Raw genomic sequence first — 18,495 nt, 5'->3', positions numbered from 1 at the left:
GCTGCCGGCGGACGACCTGCCGGGAGGTCAGCGACGGCCGATGTCGATCCGGTCGCCCCGCTCGTCGAAGAAGTGCAGCGCCTCCATCCGCACCGACACCGCCAGTGGATGACCGTTCGTCACCTGTGGGTACGGCGCGAGCCGGACCGCCAACTCGGCGGGGCGGCGGTGGTGGCGGCCGTCGCTGAGGACGCTCGTACGCTCGGCGACCGCCGTCGTGGCGGCCGGGTCACGGGGCGTCACGCGGCCGCTGAGCCGGCTGAGGACGTGGCCGAAGCGGCGCAGACCCCGGTTGCCGTTCTCGTCCGTGCCTTCGGCGGGAGCGCCGCCCAGTTCGTCGATGACGACGGCGGTGGCGCCGATGTCCACGAAGGCCAGCGACTCGTGGCCGTGGTGTTCGAGGTAGCGGATGCGGCCCTGGAGCACGTCGCCGGGGGTATCCGGGGCGACCGGCATCAGCGCCTCCGCCCGTACGCCGACGACGATGCGCTCACCGTGGTAATGCGACACCGCGCGGGCGCGAATGTCGTCCCACCGCAGATAAAGCGACTGCTCGCCGAGGTTCAGCTGGACGTAGCGGTCCAGGTGGACGTAGACCGACGCCTCCAGCAGGTTCATCCGGGGGCTGCCGAGGAACGCCGCGACGTAGAGGGTCGCCGGCTTGCCGTAGACCTGGGTCGGGGTGCCGACGTCCTGCAGCACGCCCTTGCGCATGATGGCGACGCGGTCGGCCATGGTCAGCGCCTCGGCCTGGTCGTGCGTGACGTAGATGGTGCTGACGCCCAGCTCGTGGACCAGACCGGAGATCTCCGCCCGCAGCTCGGCGCGCAGTCCACTGTCCAGATTGGACAGCGGCTCGTCCATCAGGAAGAGGCCTGGGCGGCGGACGATGGCCCGTCCCATCGCCACCCGCTGCCGCTGGCCGCCGGAGAGCTGGCTGGGCTTGCGGGCGAGCACGTCACCGATGCCGAGCGCGGCGGCGACGTCGGCGACCCGCTCCTGCCTCGGCTGGGGCTCCACACCGGACAGTCGCAGCGGGAAGCCGATGTTGTCCCCGACGGTCATGTGCGGGTAGAGCGCGAAGTCCTGGAACACCATGGCGATCCGCCGGTCACGCGGCGCGAGCTGGTTCGCCAGCACGCCGTCGAGCATGATCGCGCCGCTCGACGGGTCCTCCAGCCCGGCAACCATGCGCAGGACCGTGGACTTGCCACAGCCGGACGGACCGAGGAGGACCATGAACTCCCCGTCAGCCACGTCCAGATTCACATTGTCGACCGCGACCGTCCCATCCGGGAAGACCTTGGTCACGTCCTTGAGCGCGACGGTAGTCACCGTCACCTCCCACACTGTTCCGGCCGCAAGTCTCGTAACTGTGACGAAAACCTCTCGGTCAGTACATCGGGTAAACGTTTGATGTTCAGCCCGTATTGGCGCCGTTACGCAGCAGCTAGAAAGAGGGGTCCTGTCGCCGGGCGGCCTTGTACCCCCATCGCAGCGCCGAATAAACCGGGTACAGCCGCTTGGCCAACAGAACGTATTTGATCTGATGGATTCGACCGCCCGGCGGGGCCCATCCCGGTGGCGCGTACCGGTGCTGGAAGGCGGCCAGCCGGAGGAAGAACTCCCTGCGTAGCCGGGCATCGGGCACTCTGGTCTCGTTGCCGAGGACGGCGATGCCCTGCCGCATCGACTGTTCGAAGAGGACCGGCCGCAACGGATGGTCCGCCGGCACGGCCGCGAAGACCAGCTCCCAGTGGTGGATCATGCCGAGATGGCGGGCTCCGCCGGTGGACGTGATCGCGCCCTCGCGCAGTCGGTAATAGACACAGACCTCGTCGAGGAAGGCGATCCGGCGTGCGGCGAGCACCGCCGGATACGTCCAGGACACGTCCTCGTACAGGCCCGGGTGGAAGCGCAGCCCCTGGTCGAGGAGGAACTGGCGGCGTACGACCCGGTTCCAGGCCACGTGCAGCAGCCCGACGACCGATGGCCGCTCCACCGCCGAGAACACCGCCGGCCCCGGCGAGCGCGCCAACGCCCGCGCCATGGCGCTGCGCCGGCTCGTCCGGGTGTCTTCGGCGTACCGGGCGAAGTCGACGATCAGCATGTCGAGCGCCGAGTCGGCGGTCAGGCGCCGGATCACCGCGGCGATGGCCCCGTCGGCCAGCCAGTCGTCGCTGTCCACGAACCAGACGAAAGCGCCGGTCGCCTCGTCCAGGCCCGCGTTCCGGGCCCGGCCGAGGCCCACATTCTCGGTCAGATGTCGTACGCGTACGCGAGGGTCGCGGGCGGCGTACTCGTCGGCGATGTCACCCGAGCCGTCTGGCGAGCAGTCGTCCACGACGATCAGCTCGAGATCCTCCGGAGCCGATCGCAGAATCGAGTCGAGGCACTGCCTCAGGTACGCCTCGACCCGGTAGACCGGCACCACGACGCTCAGCAACGGCACGCTGCATCATCGCATGCCGCATGCGAATTATCGGATGAATCGCGACAGATCAGGCCACGGCCGGAGCCGGCACCGGTCCGCCCTTGTACGCCTCCAGCGCCTGCTCCACGGTGCCGTCGACGCGCAGCTCGCCGCGGTCGAGGAACAGCCCGCGGGTGCAGAAGCCGGTGAGGTCGGCCTCGTTGTGCGAGACCAGCACCATCGTCCGGCCCTCGGCGAGCAGCCGCTGCATCGTGCCGTAGCACTTGGCCCGGAACTCGGCGTCGCCGACCGCCATGACCTCGTCCACCAGCAGGATCGGGTGCTGCAACTGGGAGATGATCGAGAAGCCCAACCGGACCTTCATGCCCGAGGAGTAGTGACGCACCGGCGAGTCGATCGACTTCGCGACCTGCTCCCCGGCGAAGTCCACGATCTCGTCGAACTTCGAGGCCAGTTCTTGCTTGCTCAGCCCGTGCAGGGAACCCACCAGGTTCAGGTTCTCCCGGCCGGTCAGGTCGTTGGAGAAGCCGGCCGACAGCTCCAGCAGCGGCGCCACCCGTCCGCGTACGCGGATGTTGCCCTCGTCCGGGATGAGCACCCCGGCGATCAGCTTCAGCAGGGTGCTCTTGCCGGTGCCGTTCTTGCCGATGACCCCGACGGCCTCACCCGGCTTGATGTCGAAGGAGAGCTTCCGCAGCGGCCAGAACTCGCCTTCCACACCCTTGTGGATGTCGCGCTTGCGGCCGTGGAAGACCAGCTCGCGAACCTGAAGGTTGCGACGGCGACCTTTGACGAACCGTACGCCGAGGTTCCGGGCGCTGATGATGGGTTCGCTCACGGGGTCACAGCTCCTTGAGAACCGAGGGCTCAAGCTTGTGGAACGTCCACCAGCCGAGGAGAAGAACGAGGGTGCACCCGGCGGCGCAGGAGAGCAGCAGCCCGAGCGACGGCCACTCCTGCGGGAACCACGCGGAATGCTGGAGCTGCATGATCCCGACCAGCGGATTGGCCTGGTAGAGGATCTTCACCCACTCGGGGACGTCGTTGCTGTTGACGACCTTCTCGAGGGGGTAGATCACCGGCGCGGCGTAGAGCAGGATCCGCTGCGCGAGCCGGATGAACCGCTCGACGTCCGGGAGCATCACGTTGAGGCCGCTGAGCAGCAGCGCGACGCCGGTCAGCAGGATGAACTGGAGCACCACGGCGAGCGGGATGCCCACCGCCGTACGCCACGTGACGTGACCGTGGAAGATGATCGCCGCTGCGATCAGCACCGGAATGCCCGCGAGGTACTCGGCGAACCGGCCGGTGACCCGGCCGAGCGGGAAGATCTCGCGCGGCACCTTGATCGTCGTGATCAGGCGGGCCTGCGCGGTGAGCGCGGTCGTCGACTCCGACAACGCGCTGCTGAACCACTGCCAGGCGAAGATGCCGGAAAGGATGAACAGCGGGTAGGACGCACCCTCGAAGGTGCTGCGGCTGCCGTAGAGCACACCGAAGACGAACCAATAGATCAGGCCCATCGACAGCGGCTCGATCAACGACCACAGGTATCCCAGCACCGACTGCTGGTACTTGACGGCCAGATCCCGCTGCACGAGCACACGCAGCGTGCTGCGATGGCCCCAGACCCCGGCCACGCTCGTACTCACCCAGGACCTCCCGGCGTCATCATCCTCAAAGACTGTGGGCGCAAGGGTAACAGCGCTCTCCCGCTCGGATAGACCCACGGTCAGCACTCGATGACGTTGACCGCAAGGCCACCGCGAGCGGTCTCCTTGTACTTCACCTTCATATCGGCTCCGGTCTCCCGCATTGTCTTGATCACCTTGTCGAGGCTGACGTAATGGTTCCCGTCACCCCGAAGGGCCAGGCGGACCGCTGTGATCGCCTTCACACTGGCGACGGCGTTCCGCTCGATGCAGGGGATCTGCACCAGACCACCCACAGGATCGCAGGTCAGACCGAGGTTGTGTTCCATAGCGATTTCGGCGGCGTTTTCCACCTGCGCGGGCGACCCGCCCATCACCTCGGCCAGCCCGGCCGCCGCCATCGAGCAGGCCGAGCCGACCTCGCCCTGGCAGCCGACCTCGGCGCCGGAGATCGAGGCGTTCTCCTTGAACAGGACGCCGACCGCGCCCGCGGTGAGCAGGAAGCGAATGATGCCGTCGTCGTCGGCCGCGGGGACGAACCGGGCGTAATAGTGCAACACCGCCGGAACGATGCCGGCGGCTCCGTTCGTGGGTGCGGTCACAACCCGGCCGCCGCCCGCGTTCTCCTCGTTCACGGCCAGGGCGAACAGCGTCACCCAGTCCATGACGCGTAGCGGATCGGTCATGCCCAACCGGCCGACTTCCGACTGAAGCTGGCGACGCAGCTCGGCGGCACGGCGGCGGACCTTGAGCCCGCCGGGCAGGGTGCCCTCCTGGGTGCAGCCGGCCTCGACGCAGTCGGCCATCACCTGCCAGATGTGCAGCAGACCGGCCCGGACGTCGGCCTCGGAGCGCCAGGACAGCTCATTGGCGAGCATCACGTCGCTGATCCGCAGGCCGGTCTCGCGGGTGTGGGCCAGCAGCTCGGCGCCGGTGCTGAAGGGATAGCGCACGGGGGTGTCGTCCGCCTTGATCCGGTCGGCCCCGGCCGCCGCCTCGTCGACCACGAATCCGCCACCCACGGAGTAGTACGTGCGGCTACGCAGGACCGCACCCGCCGCGTCCCGGGCGGCGAAGGTCATGCCGTTGGGGTGATAGGGCAGCGCCCGCCGCCGGTGCAGGGTCAGCTCGACGGTGGCGTCGTGGACGCCCAGCAGGGCGACCCGCCCGGCCGCCCGCATGACGCCGGCCCGCTCGTCGGCGGTCTGGGTGTCGACGGTCTCCGGGTCCTCCCCGGCCAGCCCGAGGAGCACCGCCTTGTCGCTGCCGTGGCCATGGCCGGTCGCACCCAGCGAGCCGAAGAGTTCCGCCTGGATCGAGGCCACGTCGGCGAGTACGCCGTCGGCCTTGAGCCCGGCCACGAACGTCCGGGCGGCCCGCATCGGCCCCACCGTATGCGAGCTGGACGGCCCTATGCCGACCTTGAACAGGTCGAAAACGCTGATCACAACACTCCTCCGAGGCCGAGACCGCACCTCGTCGTGCTCGTTCCCGGCGGCCCCCAGCCTACTGTGCCCGGCCGGGGGCGGCCGTCCGCGTGAGCGCTTGTCTCCTGGACCGAAGTGCCGGCTGTCACGCCCGGAAGATCAGCGCGACGAACCCGTCAGGCGTTGGCGAACTCGACGGTGGCGGTGTAGCCCAGCGAGCGCATCATGCCGGTGAGCATCGCGCGCGTGTTGTTCTCCGCGCGCTGCTTCAATTCGCTCGCGGTGGCGGCCTCACCCAGCTTCTGCTCGGCGAGCACCATCACCTCCTGCTGGCGGCTGGTGTCGCCGTCGAAGAAGTCGCCGACCCGGTTGAACAGGCCACGCTCCTCGGCGAAGGCATAGCTGCGGCCGAGATCGAGATGCGGCTGTTCCAGCTGCGGACCGGGCAGGGTGATCTTCACCGTCTTCTTCTCGTCGTCCTGCAGGATGGCCTTGTCGGAAAGCGTCCCGAACTCGACATACGCCTGGACGGTCCCGTACGCCACATAGAGGACCCGGTCGTTGACCAGGAAGTCCGGAACGTACTTGCGGTCCTTCTTCAAGTCGATGACCACCTGGAACTCGCCCTCGGCGGCGACGAACCGGCTCAGATCCTTGATCGAGATGAGCAGCGGGGGCTGCTGCTTGACGACCGTCTGCTTGGCGAACGGATTGTGGAACTCGGGCAGGAGCCCGGTCAGGTTGAGGCCGAGCACGGCGACCGCGCCCAAGCCGACGATCATGAGGAACCAGAAGACCTTGCGGCCGAATCCGGACGAACGCGGTTCGAGGATGTAGGCCGGGCCAGGCGGTCCGGGCAGCACCTCGGTGTCCGGCTCGGCCTGGCCGACCGCACTCCTGGCGGCTCGCCCAAGAGGCTCCCCGGCGGTCACGCCATGGGTCGGGTCGTCGCTCATCTCGCGTCTCCTCCCAGACCGGTCCACTACCGGGCTGACGGTGTTGCCCTAAACGGTAAGGCCCGCGTACGACAGCCGAAAGCCCTTGATCCGCGCGGACCGGCCGGGGGGCGACCGGACCGGGCGGACGGGCACGAGGTGCCCGAAATGACGCGCTGCTAAACGGCTGGTCACCGGATGTCATGCAGGTCCGGCCAAGCCGGCGTTAACGGAAGAACAACGATGCGTGCGCTAGCCTCTAGCACCATGCTCACCGTCGCCGAAGTCAAGGCCCGGACCTGCAAGGAACGGGACTCCTGGTGGACCGTCCTGCTGGTCGACCCCGTCGCGGTCCGGCTGACCAGGGTGCTCGCGGGCGTCCGCTGGATCACGCCGAACCGGATCACCTTGACGGCGTTCACGATCGGCCTGGTCGCGGCGGTCTGCTTCAGCCGGGCGACGGCGGGCTGGCTGGTGGCGGGGGCGGCGCTCTACTACGTGAGCTTCCTGCTGGACTGCGTCGACGGCAAGATCGCGCGACTCAACGGCACCGGTTCGATCTTCGGGATGTGGCTCGACTACATCTTCGACCACGTCCGGATCATCACCTGCGTGGCCGCGCTCTTCGGCGGCCAGTACGCGGCCACGAAGAACGTCGCGTACCTGATCGTCGGCGCGGGTGCGCTCGTCCTGGAACTGTTCCACTACGTGAACTCCCAGGAGATCTTCCAGATCAACACCGAGATGCGTACGCGGTTGGAGGCCCGCCGGGCCGAAGCCGGGTTGGTGTCGGCTGTGGACGAAGCCGAGGCGGCCAAGCGCCCCGGCAACCGGTCGATCATGCAGTTGACCGGCAACGACCGGGGCTTGTTCGGCCGCGTACGCGGTTGGCTGCGGCGCAGCCGCATCCGGCCGCACCTCGTCGGCGGCATCGAGTTCCAGATGGCGCTGCTGATCGTCGCCCCGCTCGCCGGCGCGATCCTCGGCCGGGGAGCAGTCATCGGGGTCAGCGTCACGGCGGCCGCCCTGATGATCCTCTTCGAACTCGCCGTGATCTTCATGGTCTACCGGGCGGCTCGCACCGTCACCGGGCAGATCGCCGCGATTCGCCTACCCGTGCAGCAGTCCGATGCGCTAGCGTTCACCGGCGGTTTCGCCACTGTTCACCCCGTGGAGCAGCGCCAGAGCCACGCCCCGATCCACCCCCGCGCGAGCGAAGACGAAGCAGGCAGGACCCGAACATGACGCTGTTCCCGTTGGCCGAGGTCAAGGAGCGCACCTACAAGGACCGGGACTCCTGGTGGACCGTCCTGCTGGTCGACCCGGTCGCGGCCCGGATCACCCGCCGGGTGGCCGCCGTCCGTTCCCTGACCCCCAACCGGATCACCCTCATCGCCTTCGGGATCGGCCTGGTGGCCGCCGCCTGCTTCGCGCTGGCCGATCCGCTGTGGCTGATCCTGGGCGCGTTCTTCTACCACGTGAGCTTCACCTTCGACTGCGTCGACGGGAAGGTCGCCCGGCTCACCGGCAACGGCTCGATCTTCGGCGCCTGGCTCGACTACATCCTCGACCGGATTCGCATCGTCGCCTGCACCGCCGCGCTCATGGGCGGCCAGTACGCCGCCACGCACAACGCGGCGTACCTGGTCGTGGCGACCGTGGTGATCTTCCTGGACATGTTCCGCTACCTCAACGCGCTGGAGGTCAGCAAGGTCCACCGCGAGGTCAGCGACAAGGTCGAGGGCACCGGGGCGGCCGTGAACGCGGACGGCGCCGTCCGCATGACGGCCCTGGCCGGCAACAGCAAGGGCAGCGTCTTCTCCCGTGCGCGCCGGCTGCTCCAGCGCAGCCGCATCCGGCCGCACCTGTTCGGCGGCATCGAGTTCCAGATGGCGGCGTTCATCGTCGCGCCCGTCGTCGGGGCCTTCGTGACCGGCGCGATCATCTGGGTGATCCTCGCCGCCGCGGCTCTCATGGTCCTGTTCGAGCTGGCCGTGATCTACATGATCTACCGCGCCACGCAGGTCGCCGACCAGCGGGTGCGGACGCTCGCCGCCACGGTCCCCGCCCAGTCGGCGCCGGTCGAGGCGGCTACGGCAGGCGCGGCAGAATCGGCGAGCTGAGGTCCTTGGCGACCGCCGCCGCGCGTACGGCGTCCATTGTGCTCAGATCGGCCAGTTCCCGCAGCGTGACGACGGTCGGCGGCAGCATGGACAACTGGCCCGCGGCGTGGCCGGCCAGCGCGGCGGTGGCGGTCAGCCACCGATGCTCCTCGGTCTCTCCGTTGACCTCCACCGCGTCGGTCTCCGCGTCGACCAGGCCGATGAAGAAGTAGGTGTCGAACCGCCGGGGCTCGAACTCCGGGGTGATCCACCGCGCCCACGGCAGCAGCTGCTCAGCCGCGACGACCAGCCCGGTCTCCTCGCGTACCTCCCGGAGGGCGGCGCGGGCGGCGATCTCCAGCTCGGACCCGCCGGGCTCGGCGTCGATCGGATCGGCGCTGCCGCCGGGGAACACCCAGCGACCGCCGAAGACCATCTTCACCGGGCGGCGCATGAGCAGCACCGCGCCGTCCGGACGCAGCAGGATCGCCGTCGCGGCCAGTCGCGGCACGGCCGGGCTCGCCCCCGAGGCGGCGAACCGCTCCGATTGCTCCCGGAAGTACGCGAGGTCGGCGCCGGGGATGCCGTCGAACGGATTGGTCATCCGCGAAGCGTACGCGGGCCGGCGGCCGCACCGCGTCGTTGATCATGGCGTTTCCGGCCCCGACACACCGGCGAGACCACGGTTAACTCCATGATCAACGCGGAGAGCGGCGGGGTGGGTCAGAAGCCCAGGAGGCGGCGGATGTCGGCGGTCAGCGGGGACGGGCCGAGCGGCTGGCCGTCGATCGCCCGCAGTTCGGCGACACCCCGGATGCTGGAGATCAGCCAAGCGCCGTCGGCCGCGACGAGCCCGGCCGGGGTGATCAGCTCCTCCCCCGCGGTGAGCCCGAATTCGCCGGCCTGGTCGAGCAGGTGGCGCGCGGTGGTCCCGGCGAGGATGCCGGTCTCCGCCGAGGGCACCGTGAGCAGTCGCGAACCGTCTCGCCAGACGACCGTCGCGGTGGGAGCCTCCAGGACGTAGTCGTCCGCCGACACCCACACGACGTCGTCGGCTCCCTGCGACCAGGCCCAGCGCTGCGACGCCATGTTGATCGCGTACGACAGCGACTTCACGCCGCCGAGCAGCCACGGAGCCGGCGTACGCGCGCCGACGGCGTACCCGAGGGTCGCGGTGCGTACGCGGACTCCGGTGTCGCGAGCGTTGATCGACACCGCGCCGACCGGCGACCCGAGGACGAGGAAGGTCGGGTCGCCGCCCTCCTCGGAACCGCGGGTGCAGATGAGCCGCAGCGAGTGCTCCTGCGGTCCGACCCGGGCACAGACCTGGTCGATCAGGTCGCGCAGCGCCTCCGGCGCCGGCAGCGGCAGCTCCATCCGGGCGGCCGACCGGGCGAGCCGGGCCAGGTGCTCGTCGAGCATCCACGGCTCGCCGCCGCGGACGTGGACGGCTTCGAAGACCCCGTCGCCGCGCAGCAGCCCGAGATCGTCGGCGCGCAGCACCGGGGTGGCGGGATCGACCAGGCCGCGTCCGAGCACGGCGAGAACGGTGACGGTCACGGCAGGCAGCCTAGCCACTCGCAAGATCCCCCCGCACTCCCCAGCTCGCGTTGATCATGGAGTTCGCCCCCTCGCCACACCGGCGAGACCACAGTTAACTCCATGATCAACGCGTCGAGGGGGTGGAGGGGGCGGAGAGTGGAGGGGGCGGAGAGCGGAGGGGGAGCAGCGCGGAGGGGAGCTGCGGGAGGGGGAGCTGCGCGGAGGGCGAACTATGATCGACGGGTGTCCGACTCCCTCGCCCGTGCGTTGAAGGAGCGAGGCCTGCGCCTGACCGCCCAGCGGCAACTGGTCCTGGAGGCCGTGCGGGAACTGGGTCACGCCACGCCCGACGAGATCCACGCCAAGGTGCAGTGTATCGCCTCCGGCGTGAACATCACGACCATCTACCGCACGCTGGAGCTGCTGGAAGACCTCGGCTTGGTGACGCACGCGCATCTGTCGCACGGCGCGCCCACCTTCCATGCCGCCGAGGACCGGCACGTGCATCTGGTCTGCCGGGCCTGCGGGCACGTGCAGGAGCTGGCCGTGGAGAGCGTCACACCGTTGGCGCAACAGCTGCGGGCCGAGCGAGGATTCAACTTGGACGTGGGGCACGTCGCCCTCTTCGGGACCTGCGGGAGTTGCCAGTGAGCGTCGTGATGATCGAGGACCTCGCGCCGGAGTCGCGCGACGCCGGCGTACCGGCGCATTTCGGCGATCCGCTCCGGGAGCAGCGGCTGCTCGCCACCGAGGCCGGTCTGGTCGACCGGGGCAATCGCGGGGTGCTGGCCATCCCGGGCGCCGACCGGTTGAGCTGGCTGCACAGCATCTCCACGCAGCACCTGACCGCGCTGCGCCCCGGCCAGGGCACCGAGACGCTCTTCCTGTCGCCGCACGGCCACATCGAGCATCACGCGCTGGTCACCGACGACGGCGAGACGACCTGGCTCGACGTCGAGCCGGGGACCCAGTCCGACCTGCTCGCCTTCCTCGAGAAGATGCGCTTCCTCATGCGGGTCGAGCCGGCCGACGTCACGGCGAGCTGGGCGGTCCTCAGCCTGGTCGGCCCGGCGACGGCCAAGATCGTCGAACTGCCGGCCCCGGCCATCGCGCCGGTGCCCGGTCCGAAGTTCGCCGCCGGTTCCGTCCCGCCCCTTCCGACCAGCTTGTACGCAGTTCAGCCGGCCTTCGGCGGATGGGCGCGCCGGGGTGAGTTCGGCGTGGATCTGCTAGTGCCCCGCGACGCCGTCGACGCGGTCGCGGACGAACTCGACGTGCCCAGGGCCGGGCTTTGGGCGTACGAGTCGATGCGGGTGGAAGCCCGGCGGGCCCGGCTGGGGCTGGAGACCGATCACCGCACGTTGCCGGCGGAGGTGGACTGGACCGCGGATGCCGTGCATCTGGAGAAGGGCTGCTACCGCGGGCAGGAGACGATCGCGCGGGTGCACAACCTCGGCCGCCCGCCGCGCCGCCTGGCGTTGCTGCACCTCGACGGCATCGCGACCGACCAGCTCCCGCCGCAGGGTACGCCGGTCACCGCCGACGGCCGGGCGATCGGTTTCGTCGGCACCGCCGTGCAGCACCACGAACTGGGCACGATCGCCCTGGCGCTCCTGAAGCGGAATATCTCCGACGAGACCCCCCTCATGGTCGGAGAATCTGTGGCCGCGATCGACCCGGAGTGAAAAAACTCCGCTGACGTGGCAGGATGCGGCCATGACGACGACGACGTTGATCACCGTTGCCCCGACCGGGGCCGAATCGGCCAAGGCCGACGTGCCGGCCCTCCCCGTCACCCTCGACGAGCTGGTGGCGACCGCACAGGAGTGCGAGTCGGTCGGCGCGAGCGTGATCCACGTCCACATCCGGGACGAGAAGGCCCAGCCGACGCTCGACCAAGGCCGCCTGCGGGAGACGGTGGCGGCGTTGCGGCAGGACACCGACCTGATCGTCCAGCTCTCCTCGGGCGGCTCGGTGCACGACCCGGAGGAGGCCCGGCTGGCCGTCCTCGACGCCGCGCCCGACATGGCGAGCTGCACGATGGGCACGGTGAACTTCGGCGAGGACGTCTTCCTCAACCGCTGGGAGTTCATCGTCGAGCTGCACACCCGGATGCAGGACCGCGGCATCGTCCCCGAGTACGAGATCTTCGACCTCGGCCAGCTGTGGGCGCTTCAGCGGCTGCTGGACAAGTACGGCCTGCCCGCGGGCGGGCATGTGCACGTCGACTTCGTGATGGGCGTACCGGGCGGGATGCCGGGCACGACCGCCGCGCTGGTCGCCTGCACCACCGCGCTGGCCGACCTGCCGGCCGGGACGACCTTCTCGGCCACCGGCATCGGCCGGGCGACCCTGCCGGTTCTGCTCGCCTCGTTGTCGGCCGGCGGGCATCTCCGGGTGGGGATGGAAGACACCATCACGTACGCCAAGGGCCAGCCGGTGGAGTCGAACGCCCAGCTCGTGGCCCGGGCGGCGGGGTTCGCCCGGCTCGCCCAGCGGCCGCCGACGACCTCGGCGCAGGCCCGCCAGATGCTGGGCGTACGCCAATAGGCGGGGATACTGCTCGCCAAGTGCGGTTAGGGTGGGTAGCGTCCCGGACGACGACCGTCGCCTGGGACGTATTCGGCGGCGTGTCCTAGGGAGGGGGCGGCACAGTGATCTTCAAAGGCGTCCGGGACGGGCGCCCTTATCCGGAACACGGTTACTCCCTGAAGCAGTGGTCCGAGATCCCGCCCCGGCCGGTCCGGCTCGACCAGCTCGTCACCACCAAGCGCGAACTCGCGCTGGACAAGCTGCTCGCCGAGGACTCCACCTTCTACGGCGACCTCTTCCCGCACGTCGTGCAGTGGGAAGGCGCCATGTACCTGGAGGACGGCCTGCACCGGGCCCTGCGGGCGGCGCTGCAACAGCGGCACCAGATCCACGCTAGGGTGCTGGTCCTGTGACGACTGCCGCCTGGGACATCCTGGAAATCGACGCGCTGCTGACCCCTGAGGAACGCGACATCCGGGACGCGGTCCGCGCGTTGCTGGACAAGAAGGTCCGGCCCCACGTCGCCGGGTGGTTCGAGCAGGCGGCGTTGCCCGCCCGGGAGCTGGCCCGCGACTTCGGCGAGCTGGGACTGCTCGGGATGCGGCTGCACGGCCACGGCTGTGCCGGGATGTCCGCGGTGGCGTACGGGCTGGCCTGTCTCGAGCTGGAGGCGGCGGACTCCGGCATCCGGTCGCTGGTCAGCGTCCAAGGCTCGCTGGCGATGGAGGCCATTCACGCGTACGGCTCCGACGAGCAGAAGGATCGCTGGCTGCCCGGCATGGCCCGTGGCGAACTCATCGGCTGCTTCGGCCTGACCGAGCCGGACCACGGCTCCGACCCGGCTTCGATGGCGACCCGGGCGGTCGCCGACGGCGACGGCTGGCTCCTGCGCGGGGTCAAGATGTGGATCACCAACGCGCCGGTCGCCGACATCGCGGTCATCTGGGCTCGCGTACCGGACGCGGGAGTGCGTGGATTCCTCGTGCCGCTGGACACCCCGGGCGTGACCGTCCGGGAGATCACCCAGAAGCTCTCCCTCCGGGCCAGCCTCACGGGCGAGATCGTCCTCGACGACGTACGCCTCCCGGCGGACGCGATCCTGCCCGGTGCGACCGGTCTGCGGGCGCCGCTGTCCTGCCTGACCGAAGCCCGCTACGGCATCGCCTGGGGCGCGCTCGGGGCGGCCCGCGACTGCCTGGAGACGGCTTTGGCGTACGCGACGACGCGGGAGCAGTTCGGCAAGCCGCTCGCCGGGTTCCAGCTGACCCAGGCGAAGCTGGCCGACATGGCCTTGGAGCTGCAGAAGGGGCTGCTGCTCGCGCTGCACCTGGGCCGGACGGCCGACGCGGGCCGGCTGACCCCGCCGATGGTGAGCCTGGCGAAGCTCAACAGCACGCGCGAGGCGATCCAGATCGCCCGGACGTGCCGGACGATCCTCGGCGCGAACGGCGTCTCCGGCGAGTACCCGATCATGCGGCACGCCAACAACCTGGAGAGCGTGCTGACCTACGAGGGCACCTCGGAGATCCACCAGCTGGTGATCGGCCAGACGCTCACCGGCGTACCCGCGTTCTCCTGACCCGCGTCAGCGGGCGGGAAGGATCGACAGGTCGGCCAGGGCCAGTCGCACGTTCCGGTTGATCACCGTGATCAGCTCCAGCTTGCCGCTCTCGATCCCCCAGGCCACGATCACCGTCGCGTCGTCACCGTTCGCCGACAGCAGCACGGTGGCGGCGTCCAGCCAGCCCACCGGCTCGACTCGGTCCGCCTCGGTCTTCATCGTCTCCACGAGTACGCGCAACACCGCGCCCGTCGCCGCCCGGAGCGCCGCTGTCGCGCTGACCACCTCGCCGTACTGGGCGGGTACGTGGCCCGGGGTCTGGCAGCGGCGGACGAGGCGGCCCCGATCGGCCGGGTTCGGCCCGGTGGACAGCGAGAAGCCGAGCCCTCGCCACAGTCCGACCCAGGCCGTCAGCTCGCCGTCGAGGCTGGTGTCGACCGGCTCCGACTTGTTCGCGGTGTATCGGCGTACGCGGGCGGGGGCGGTCAACGGCCGGCCGAGGGCGAGCAGCTCGGTCGACCGCAGAATCGGGTCGCCCGTCATCGGGTCCTTGTGCCCTTCTGGTGTCACGACGTCGTTGAGATCGACGGCTTCGAGCAGCTCGGTGGGCTGCCCGTCGGCCCGCACGACCTGACTCCCGCCGACCGCGGCGTACAGGAGGTGCTGGGGGTCGAGCCAGATCGGCGCACTGACCGTGGTCACCTTGTCGAGCGTGTGGACCGATCCGGTCGCGACGTCGAACAGCATCTGGTTGGCGTCGCGAAAGGCGATGTACCGCCCGTCCGGCGACATCACACCGGGGTTGTCCGGCCGCACCCGCAGGTCGGGTACGGCGTACAGGCGGCCGTCGTCGAGCAGCAGGACGGCGGACTCCTCGGTCGCGCTGAACACGCCGCGGGCTCGGCGCCCACGCGGCAGGCTCACGGACGCCTTCTCGAACTCGATCTCGGCGGGCAGCGGGGAACGGCGTACGGGCAGCCGGCTCAGCTCGGCCAACGGCGGCACGACGTCGACGCCGGCGGGCAGGGTGGTCGACTCCGGACTCGGCGAGCCCGGCGTCTCGCCCTCCGGCGTACTCTCCGGCCGAGGGCGGCTGACCGTCATGACCAGCCCGATCAGGGCGAGACCGCCGACGATCACGCTCCGCCGCCGCACCGTCTGCGCCGATCGCTCCCAGATGAACTGCGCCTCGTCGGCCGGGCTCAGCGAACCGTGCAGACGAGATCGCCGGGGCGCCTCATCAGGCAGCGGAACCGGACGGACGTCCTCGTCTGGATCGGTCTCGGCGAGCGACAGCCGGATCTCGCGCTGCGGATCGGCGTACTCCTTGACGACGTCGGCGAAGCCCCGCCGGAGCACCTTGTCGGCGGCCTTCTCGGGATCCTGCCGGGCGGCTCCGGGGAGGCGCGCGTACCAGGGCCAGCGGAGCGCCACCGAGGCCAGCAGGTCCCGGGCGGCCTGGTCGGCGAAGCGCTCGTCCGGGACGTATCGCCGGACTTCCCGGATGAGCAGCGGCAGCCGGCTCTCGACGTAGGCGACGAAGGCGGCGGGCGGGGCGAGCGCGTCGCGGACCATGCCGACCATCCTCGCCCGCCGATATCACGGTTGGGAATAGCCCGATCTAGAGCCGTTCGAAGCAGATGTCGGTGGCCCAGCGGACGAATCCGAGGCGTTGGTAGAGCTTGACCGCCGCGGTGTTCGCCTCGTCGACGTAGAGCATGACCTGATCCAGTCCCCGATGGCGCAGATGCGTCAGGCCCACCGCAGTCAGCGCCGCACCCAGCCCCAGCCCATGTGCCGCCGGGTCGACGCCGAGCACGTACACCTCGCCGATCGGCTCGTGCTGGTGATCGCCCTCGGTCCCGTCGGCCGCATGGCTGCCGTGGACCTTCGTCCAGTGGAAGCCCAGCAACTCCCCGTCCGGCTCGGCCTCCCGGTACGCCACGAAGAACCCCTCGGCGTCGAACCACCGCTCCGCCATGCGTACGCGTAGATCTTCGAGAGTCCAGCGGCCCTGCTCCGGATGGTCCGCGAAGGCGCGGGCGTTGACCCGCAGCCAAGCCTGGTCGTCGCGACCCGGGACGAAGGCGCGGACGGCGACCCCGGGCGGCAGCGGCGCGGCCGGGACGGGGCTGAACAGCGAGCGGCGCATCTGCAGCAGCACGCGAGCGCGGGAGAAGCCGAGCGAGACGGCGAGCGCGCCCGCCGACGGATGGTCGCCGTGCGCCCACAGCCGCAGCCGACCGGACGGATCGGTCTCCGCCGCCACGGCCAGCGCCGCAGTGACGAGCGCGCGGCCGAGACCACGCCGCCGTCGCAGCGGGTGCACCACCAGCTCGGCGCTCGGCCCGGCGATCTTGTCGGTCGGGTCGACGTGCGCGTAGCCGACGAGCCGGCCGGCCTCGTCCGTCACGAGGAGGTGGACGGCCGGCACCTCGCCGCCTTGCCGCAGATGCAGCATGACGTGCTCGGACAGCGGGTACGCCCCGTCGACGTCACCGGCGAGATCGGCCAGCTCGACCGCCTGAGTCACCTGATCGGGCGTCAGCCGACCGGCGCGTTCCACTCTGACGTTCGGCTTAGCGATCATGCCGACAGACTAGGGCCTGCGCTCGGTTCGTGCGTCCCGGCGTTCGGGATTGCCTCGCCTGCCGCAGCCCTCGGAGCGTCAGAACGTGATGCGCTCCTTCGCGGTGGCCGGGAGGCCCTCCTCGGTGTGCCGCGCCGACGGCAGGACGAACTTGTAGCCGACCTGGCGCACTGTGCCGATCATCGACTCGTACTCCGAGCCGAGCTTCGCGCGCAGCCGCCGGACGTGGACGTCGACGGTCCGGGTGCCGCCGAAGTAGTCGTAGCCCCAGACCTCGCGCAGCAGCTGGTCGCGGGTGAACACCCGGCCCGGGTGCTGGGCGAGGAACTTCAGCAGCTCGAACTCCTTGTAGGTGAGGTCGAGCGGGCGGCCCTTCAGCTTCGCCGCGTAGGTGTCGGGGTCGATCGTCAGCTCGCCACCGCGGATCTGCCCGCTAGCGCTGGCGGTCGCGGAGGTCAGCCGGCCCACGGCCAGCCGCAGCCGTGCCTCGACCTCGGCCGGACCGGCGGTGGCGAGGATGACGTCGTCCACGCCCCAGTCGGAGTTGAGCGCGATCAGACCGGCCTCGCTCACGACGGCGATCAGCGGTACGCCGATCCCGGTCGCGTGCAGCATCCGGCAGGTGGCACGGGCGTCGGACAGCTCGGACCGGGCGTCGACCAGCACCGCGTCGGGGCTGGGAGCGGAGACGAGCGTCCGCACGTCACGAGGGGCGGTCCGGACGGCGTGGGGCAGCAGATCGAGCGCGGGGAGCACCATCGAGGGCTCGCCGGCGCGCGGCGTCACGAGAAGCAGTATCTCCACATCTACCTCCGTCACACACGGGGGGTGGAACTCCCCGGCGGCACTGACGGGCGGGTTAAGGCTTGACTCTAGCCGAACCAACCCCGAACACCAGGGTTGTTCCACCTGGTGCGCGGCGTCGTGGTCAAGTTGAGACTTGGTTCATCAAGCCGAAACACGAATTCACAGACGTGACATCTCTTATTGATTCAGCGGGACGTTTTCGGCGTACGCCGTGATGTCGAGCCCGTCCGGGGTGGCGTTGATCTTCTGGAGCTTGAGATCGTAGGGCAGCTTCGGCAGCGCCACGTCGAAGACCAGCTTGTCCTGGTACGCCGCGATCAGCGACTTGACCAGCGCGTTGAGGTTGGCGTCCGTCCCGTTCAGCTCGGTGACCTGCACCCGCAGTTTCGTCGGCCCGGCCAGGGTGACCTTGGCCTTGCCGGTCAGCGGGATGCTGAAGCCGCCCAGCGTCGCCTCGCCCGACACCCTCAACGTGCCGTCGGCGTCGGCGGCCAGCGTGAGGCCCTTGAATTTCGTCTGCTTCACCACGACGTCCCAGGGGACGACCGAGGTGCCGGTGACCTTGTCGGCCGTGATGGTGCCCTCGCCCGAGCGCAGGGCGTCCAGCGGCGCGTTCACCCCGGACGCGGTCAGGGTGAACTTCGGCAGCGTGATCCCCTGCCCGGCCAGGTTCGGCAGGACGATGACGATCTGGTCGTACTTGCCGCTCATCACTTCGGTGATGAACGGGAACCCGCCGACGTCGACGCTCGGCTCCCCGGAACTCATCCCCCGGCGGGACACCTCGGCGACCGTCTGCTGCTTGATCTGATCCTCGGCGTACGCGGCGACCGCGCGATCTATCGCGAACACGCCCACCCCGACGATGAGGACGAGTACTACCGCGGTGATCAGGAACCGGCGCAAGGTTTCT

General features: G+C 69.9%; 19 protein-coding genes. 7 read left to right on the top strand and 12 right to left on the bottom strand.

The window, feature by feature from the left end; all coding sequences use genetic code 11:
• Positions 1 to 27: 27 nt before the first annotated feature.
• The 6 genes from AB0M47_RS19930 to AB0M47_RS19905 form a co-directional block, all read right to left on the bottom strand.
• The gene (locus AB0M47_RS19930) at positions 28 to 1,335 is read right to left on the bottom strand and encodes an ABC transporter ATP-binding protein (protein WP_363415580.1); all 1,308 of its coding nucleotides are present in this window, start codon (positions 1,333 to 1,335) and stop codon (positions 28 to 30) included.
• Between the two features lie 115 nt (positions 1,336 to 1,450).
• Complete coding sequence (locus AB0M47_RS19925) at positions 1,451 to 2,452, bottom strand: glycosyltransferase (protein WP_363415521.1); 1,002 nt, start codon at positions 2,450 to 2,452, stop codon at positions 1,451 to 1,453.
• A gap of 49 nt (positions 2,453 to 2,501) precedes the next feature.
• Entirely contained in the window at positions 2,502 to 3,272 is a 771-nt protein-coding gene (locus tag AB0M47_RS19920; RefSeq protein ID WP_363415518.1) for an ABC transporter ATP-binding protein, read from the bottom strand.
• Positions 3,273 to 3,276: 4 nt separating this feature from the next.
• Positions 3,277 to 4,086 (bottom strand): ABC transporter permease, encoded by an 810-nt coding sequence (locus AB0M47_RS19915; protein ID WP_363415515.1) that lies wholly within the window; start codon positions 4,084 to 4,086, stop codon positions 3,277 to 3,279.
• 80 nt (positions 4,087 to 4,166) lie between these two features.
• Positions 4,167 to 5,534 carry an L-serine ammonia-lyase gene (locus tag AB0M47_RS19910; RefSeq protein WP_363415512.1) on the bottom strand — a complete coding sequence of 456 codons (1,368 nt, stop codon included), beginning with the start codon at positions 5,532 to 5,534 and terminating at the stop codon, positions 4,167 to 4,169.
• Between the two features lie 155 nt (positions 5,535 to 5,689).
• On the bottom strand, positions 5,690 to 6,469 hold the full coding sequence (locus AB0M47_RS19905; protein WP_363415510.1) for a DUF4230 domain-containing protein: 780 nt from the start codon (positions 6,467 to 6,469) through the stop codon (positions 5,690 to 5,692).
• Positions 6,470 to 6,715: 246 nt separating this feature from the next.
• On the opposite strand from AB0M47_RS19905, the gene AB0M47_RS19900 reads away from it, so the two are divergent.
• Positions 6,716 to 7,693: a CDP-alcohol phosphatidyltransferase family protein gene (locus AB0M47_RS19900; RefSeq protein ID WP_363415507.1), complete on the top strand. Its 978-nt coding sequence runs from the start codon at positions 6,716 to 6,718 to the stop codon at positions 7,691 to 7,693.
• Positions 7,690 to 8,571: a CDP-alcohol phosphatidyltransferase family protein gene (locus tag AB0M47_RS19895; protein ID WP_363415505.1), complete on the top strand. Its 882-nt coding sequence runs from the start codon at positions 7,690 to 7,692 to the stop codon at positions 8,569 to 8,571. Before AB0M47_RS19900 ends, AB0M47_RS19895 begins: the two co-directional genes overlap by 4 nt.
• On the opposite strand, the gene AB0M47_RS19890 is transcribed toward AB0M47_RS19895, so the two are convergent.
• Entirely contained in the window at positions 8,540 to 9,154 is a 615-nt protein-coding gene (locus AB0M47_RS19890) for an NUDIX hydrolase (RefSeq protein ID WP_363415502.1), read from the bottom strand. The genes AB0M47_RS19895 and AB0M47_RS19890 overlap by 32 nt on opposite strands.
• A 119-nt stretch (positions 9,155 to 9,273) precedes the next feature.
• The gene (locus tag AB0M47_RS19885) at positions 9,274 to 10,110 is read right to left on the bottom strand and encodes an aminotransferase class IV (protein WP_363415499.1); all 837 of its coding nucleotides are present in this window, start codon (positions 10,108 to 10,110) and stop codon (positions 9,274 to 9,276) included.
• A gap of 225 nt (positions 10,111 to 10,335) precedes the next feature.
• Here AB0M47_RS19885 and AB0M47_RS19880 point away from each other — a divergent pair, with 225 nt between their 5' ends.
• The 5 genes from AB0M47_RS19880 to AB0M47_RS19860 all read left to right on the top strand — a co-directional run bounded on the left by AB0M47_RS19880 (position 10,336) and on the right by AB0M47_RS19860 (position 14,203).
• Positions 10,336 to 10,743, top strand: a complete 408-nt coding sequence (locus tag AB0M47_RS19880; RefSeq protein ID WP_253758479.1) for a Fur family transcriptional regulator — start codon at positions 10,336 to 10,338, stop codon at positions 10,741 to 10,743.
• A gap of 8 nt (positions 10,744 to 10,751) precedes the next feature.
• Positions 10,752 to 11,777 (top strand): folate-binding protein, encoded by a 1,026-nt coding sequence (locus tag AB0M47_RS19875; RefSeq protein ID WP_363415577.1) that lies wholly within the window; start codon positions 10,752 to 10,754, stop codon positions 11,775 to 11,777.
• Positions 11,778 to 11,808: 31 nt separating this feature from the next.
• Positions 11,809 to 12,642, top strand: a complete 834-nt coding sequence (locus AB0M47_RS19870; RefSeq protein ID WP_363415496.1) for a 3-keto-5-aminohexanoate cleavage protein — start codon at positions 11,809 to 11,811, stop codon at positions 12,640 to 12,642.
• Positions 12,643 to 12,746: 104 nt separating this feature from the next.
• Positions 12,747 to 13,037, top strand: coding sequence for a type II toxin-antitoxin system VapB family antitoxin (locus AB0M47_RS19865; protein WP_253758485.1), 291 nt, complete (start codon positions 12,747 to 12,749; stop codon positions 13,035 to 13,037).
• The gene (locus tag AB0M47_RS19860) at positions 13,034 to 14,203 is read left to right on the top strand and encodes an acyl-CoA dehydrogenase family protein (protein WP_363415493.1); all 1,170 of its coding nucleotides are present in this window, start codon (positions 13,034 to 13,036) and stop codon (positions 14,201 to 14,203) included. The genes AB0M47_RS19865 and AB0M47_RS19860 overlap by 4 nt, the downstream gene beginning before the upstream one ends.
• A 6-nt stretch (positions 14,204 to 14,209) precedes the next feature.
• On the opposite strand, the gene AB0M47_RS19855 is transcribed toward AB0M47_RS19860, so the two are convergent.
• From AB0M47_RS19855 to AB0M47_RS19840, 4 genes are all read right to left on the bottom strand, one after another.
• Entirely contained in the window at positions 14,210 to 15,760 is a 1,551-nt protein-coding gene (locus AB0M47_RS19855) for a hypothetical protein (protein WP_363415490.1), read from the bottom strand.
• A gap of 46 nt (positions 15,761 to 15,806) precedes the next feature.
• Positions 15,807 to 16,775, bottom strand: a complete 969-nt coding sequence (gene mshD, locus AB0M47_RS19850) for a mycothiol synthase (protein WP_363415487.1) — start codon at positions 16,773 to 16,775, stop codon at positions 15,807 to 15,809.
• A 78-nt stretch (positions 16,776 to 16,853) separates the two neighbouring features.
• Positions 16,854 to 17,579: a response regulator transcription factor gene (locus tag AB0M47_RS19845; protein WP_363415484.1), complete on the bottom strand. Its 726-nt coding sequence runs from the start codon at positions 17,577 to 17,579 to the stop codon at positions 16,854 to 16,856.
• Between the two features lie 180 nt (positions 17,580 to 17,759).
• Complete coding sequence (locus tag AB0M47_RS19840) at positions 17,760 to 18,488, bottom strand: DUF2993 domain-containing protein (RefSeq protein WP_363415482.1); 729 nt, start codon at positions 18,486 to 18,488, stop codon at positions 17,760 to 17,762.
• Positions 18,489 to 18,495: the final 7 nt, after the last annotated feature.

This window comes from Hamadaea sp. NPDC051192 (assembly GCF_040682475.1).
GTDB classification, from domain to species: domain Bacteria; phylum Actinomycetota; class Actinomycetes; order Mycobacteriales; family Micromonosporaceae; genus Hamadaea; species Hamadaea flava.
The sequence above is the reverse complement of the archived record's forward strand: the minus strand, read 5'-3'. Positions and strand labels throughout refer to the sequence as shown.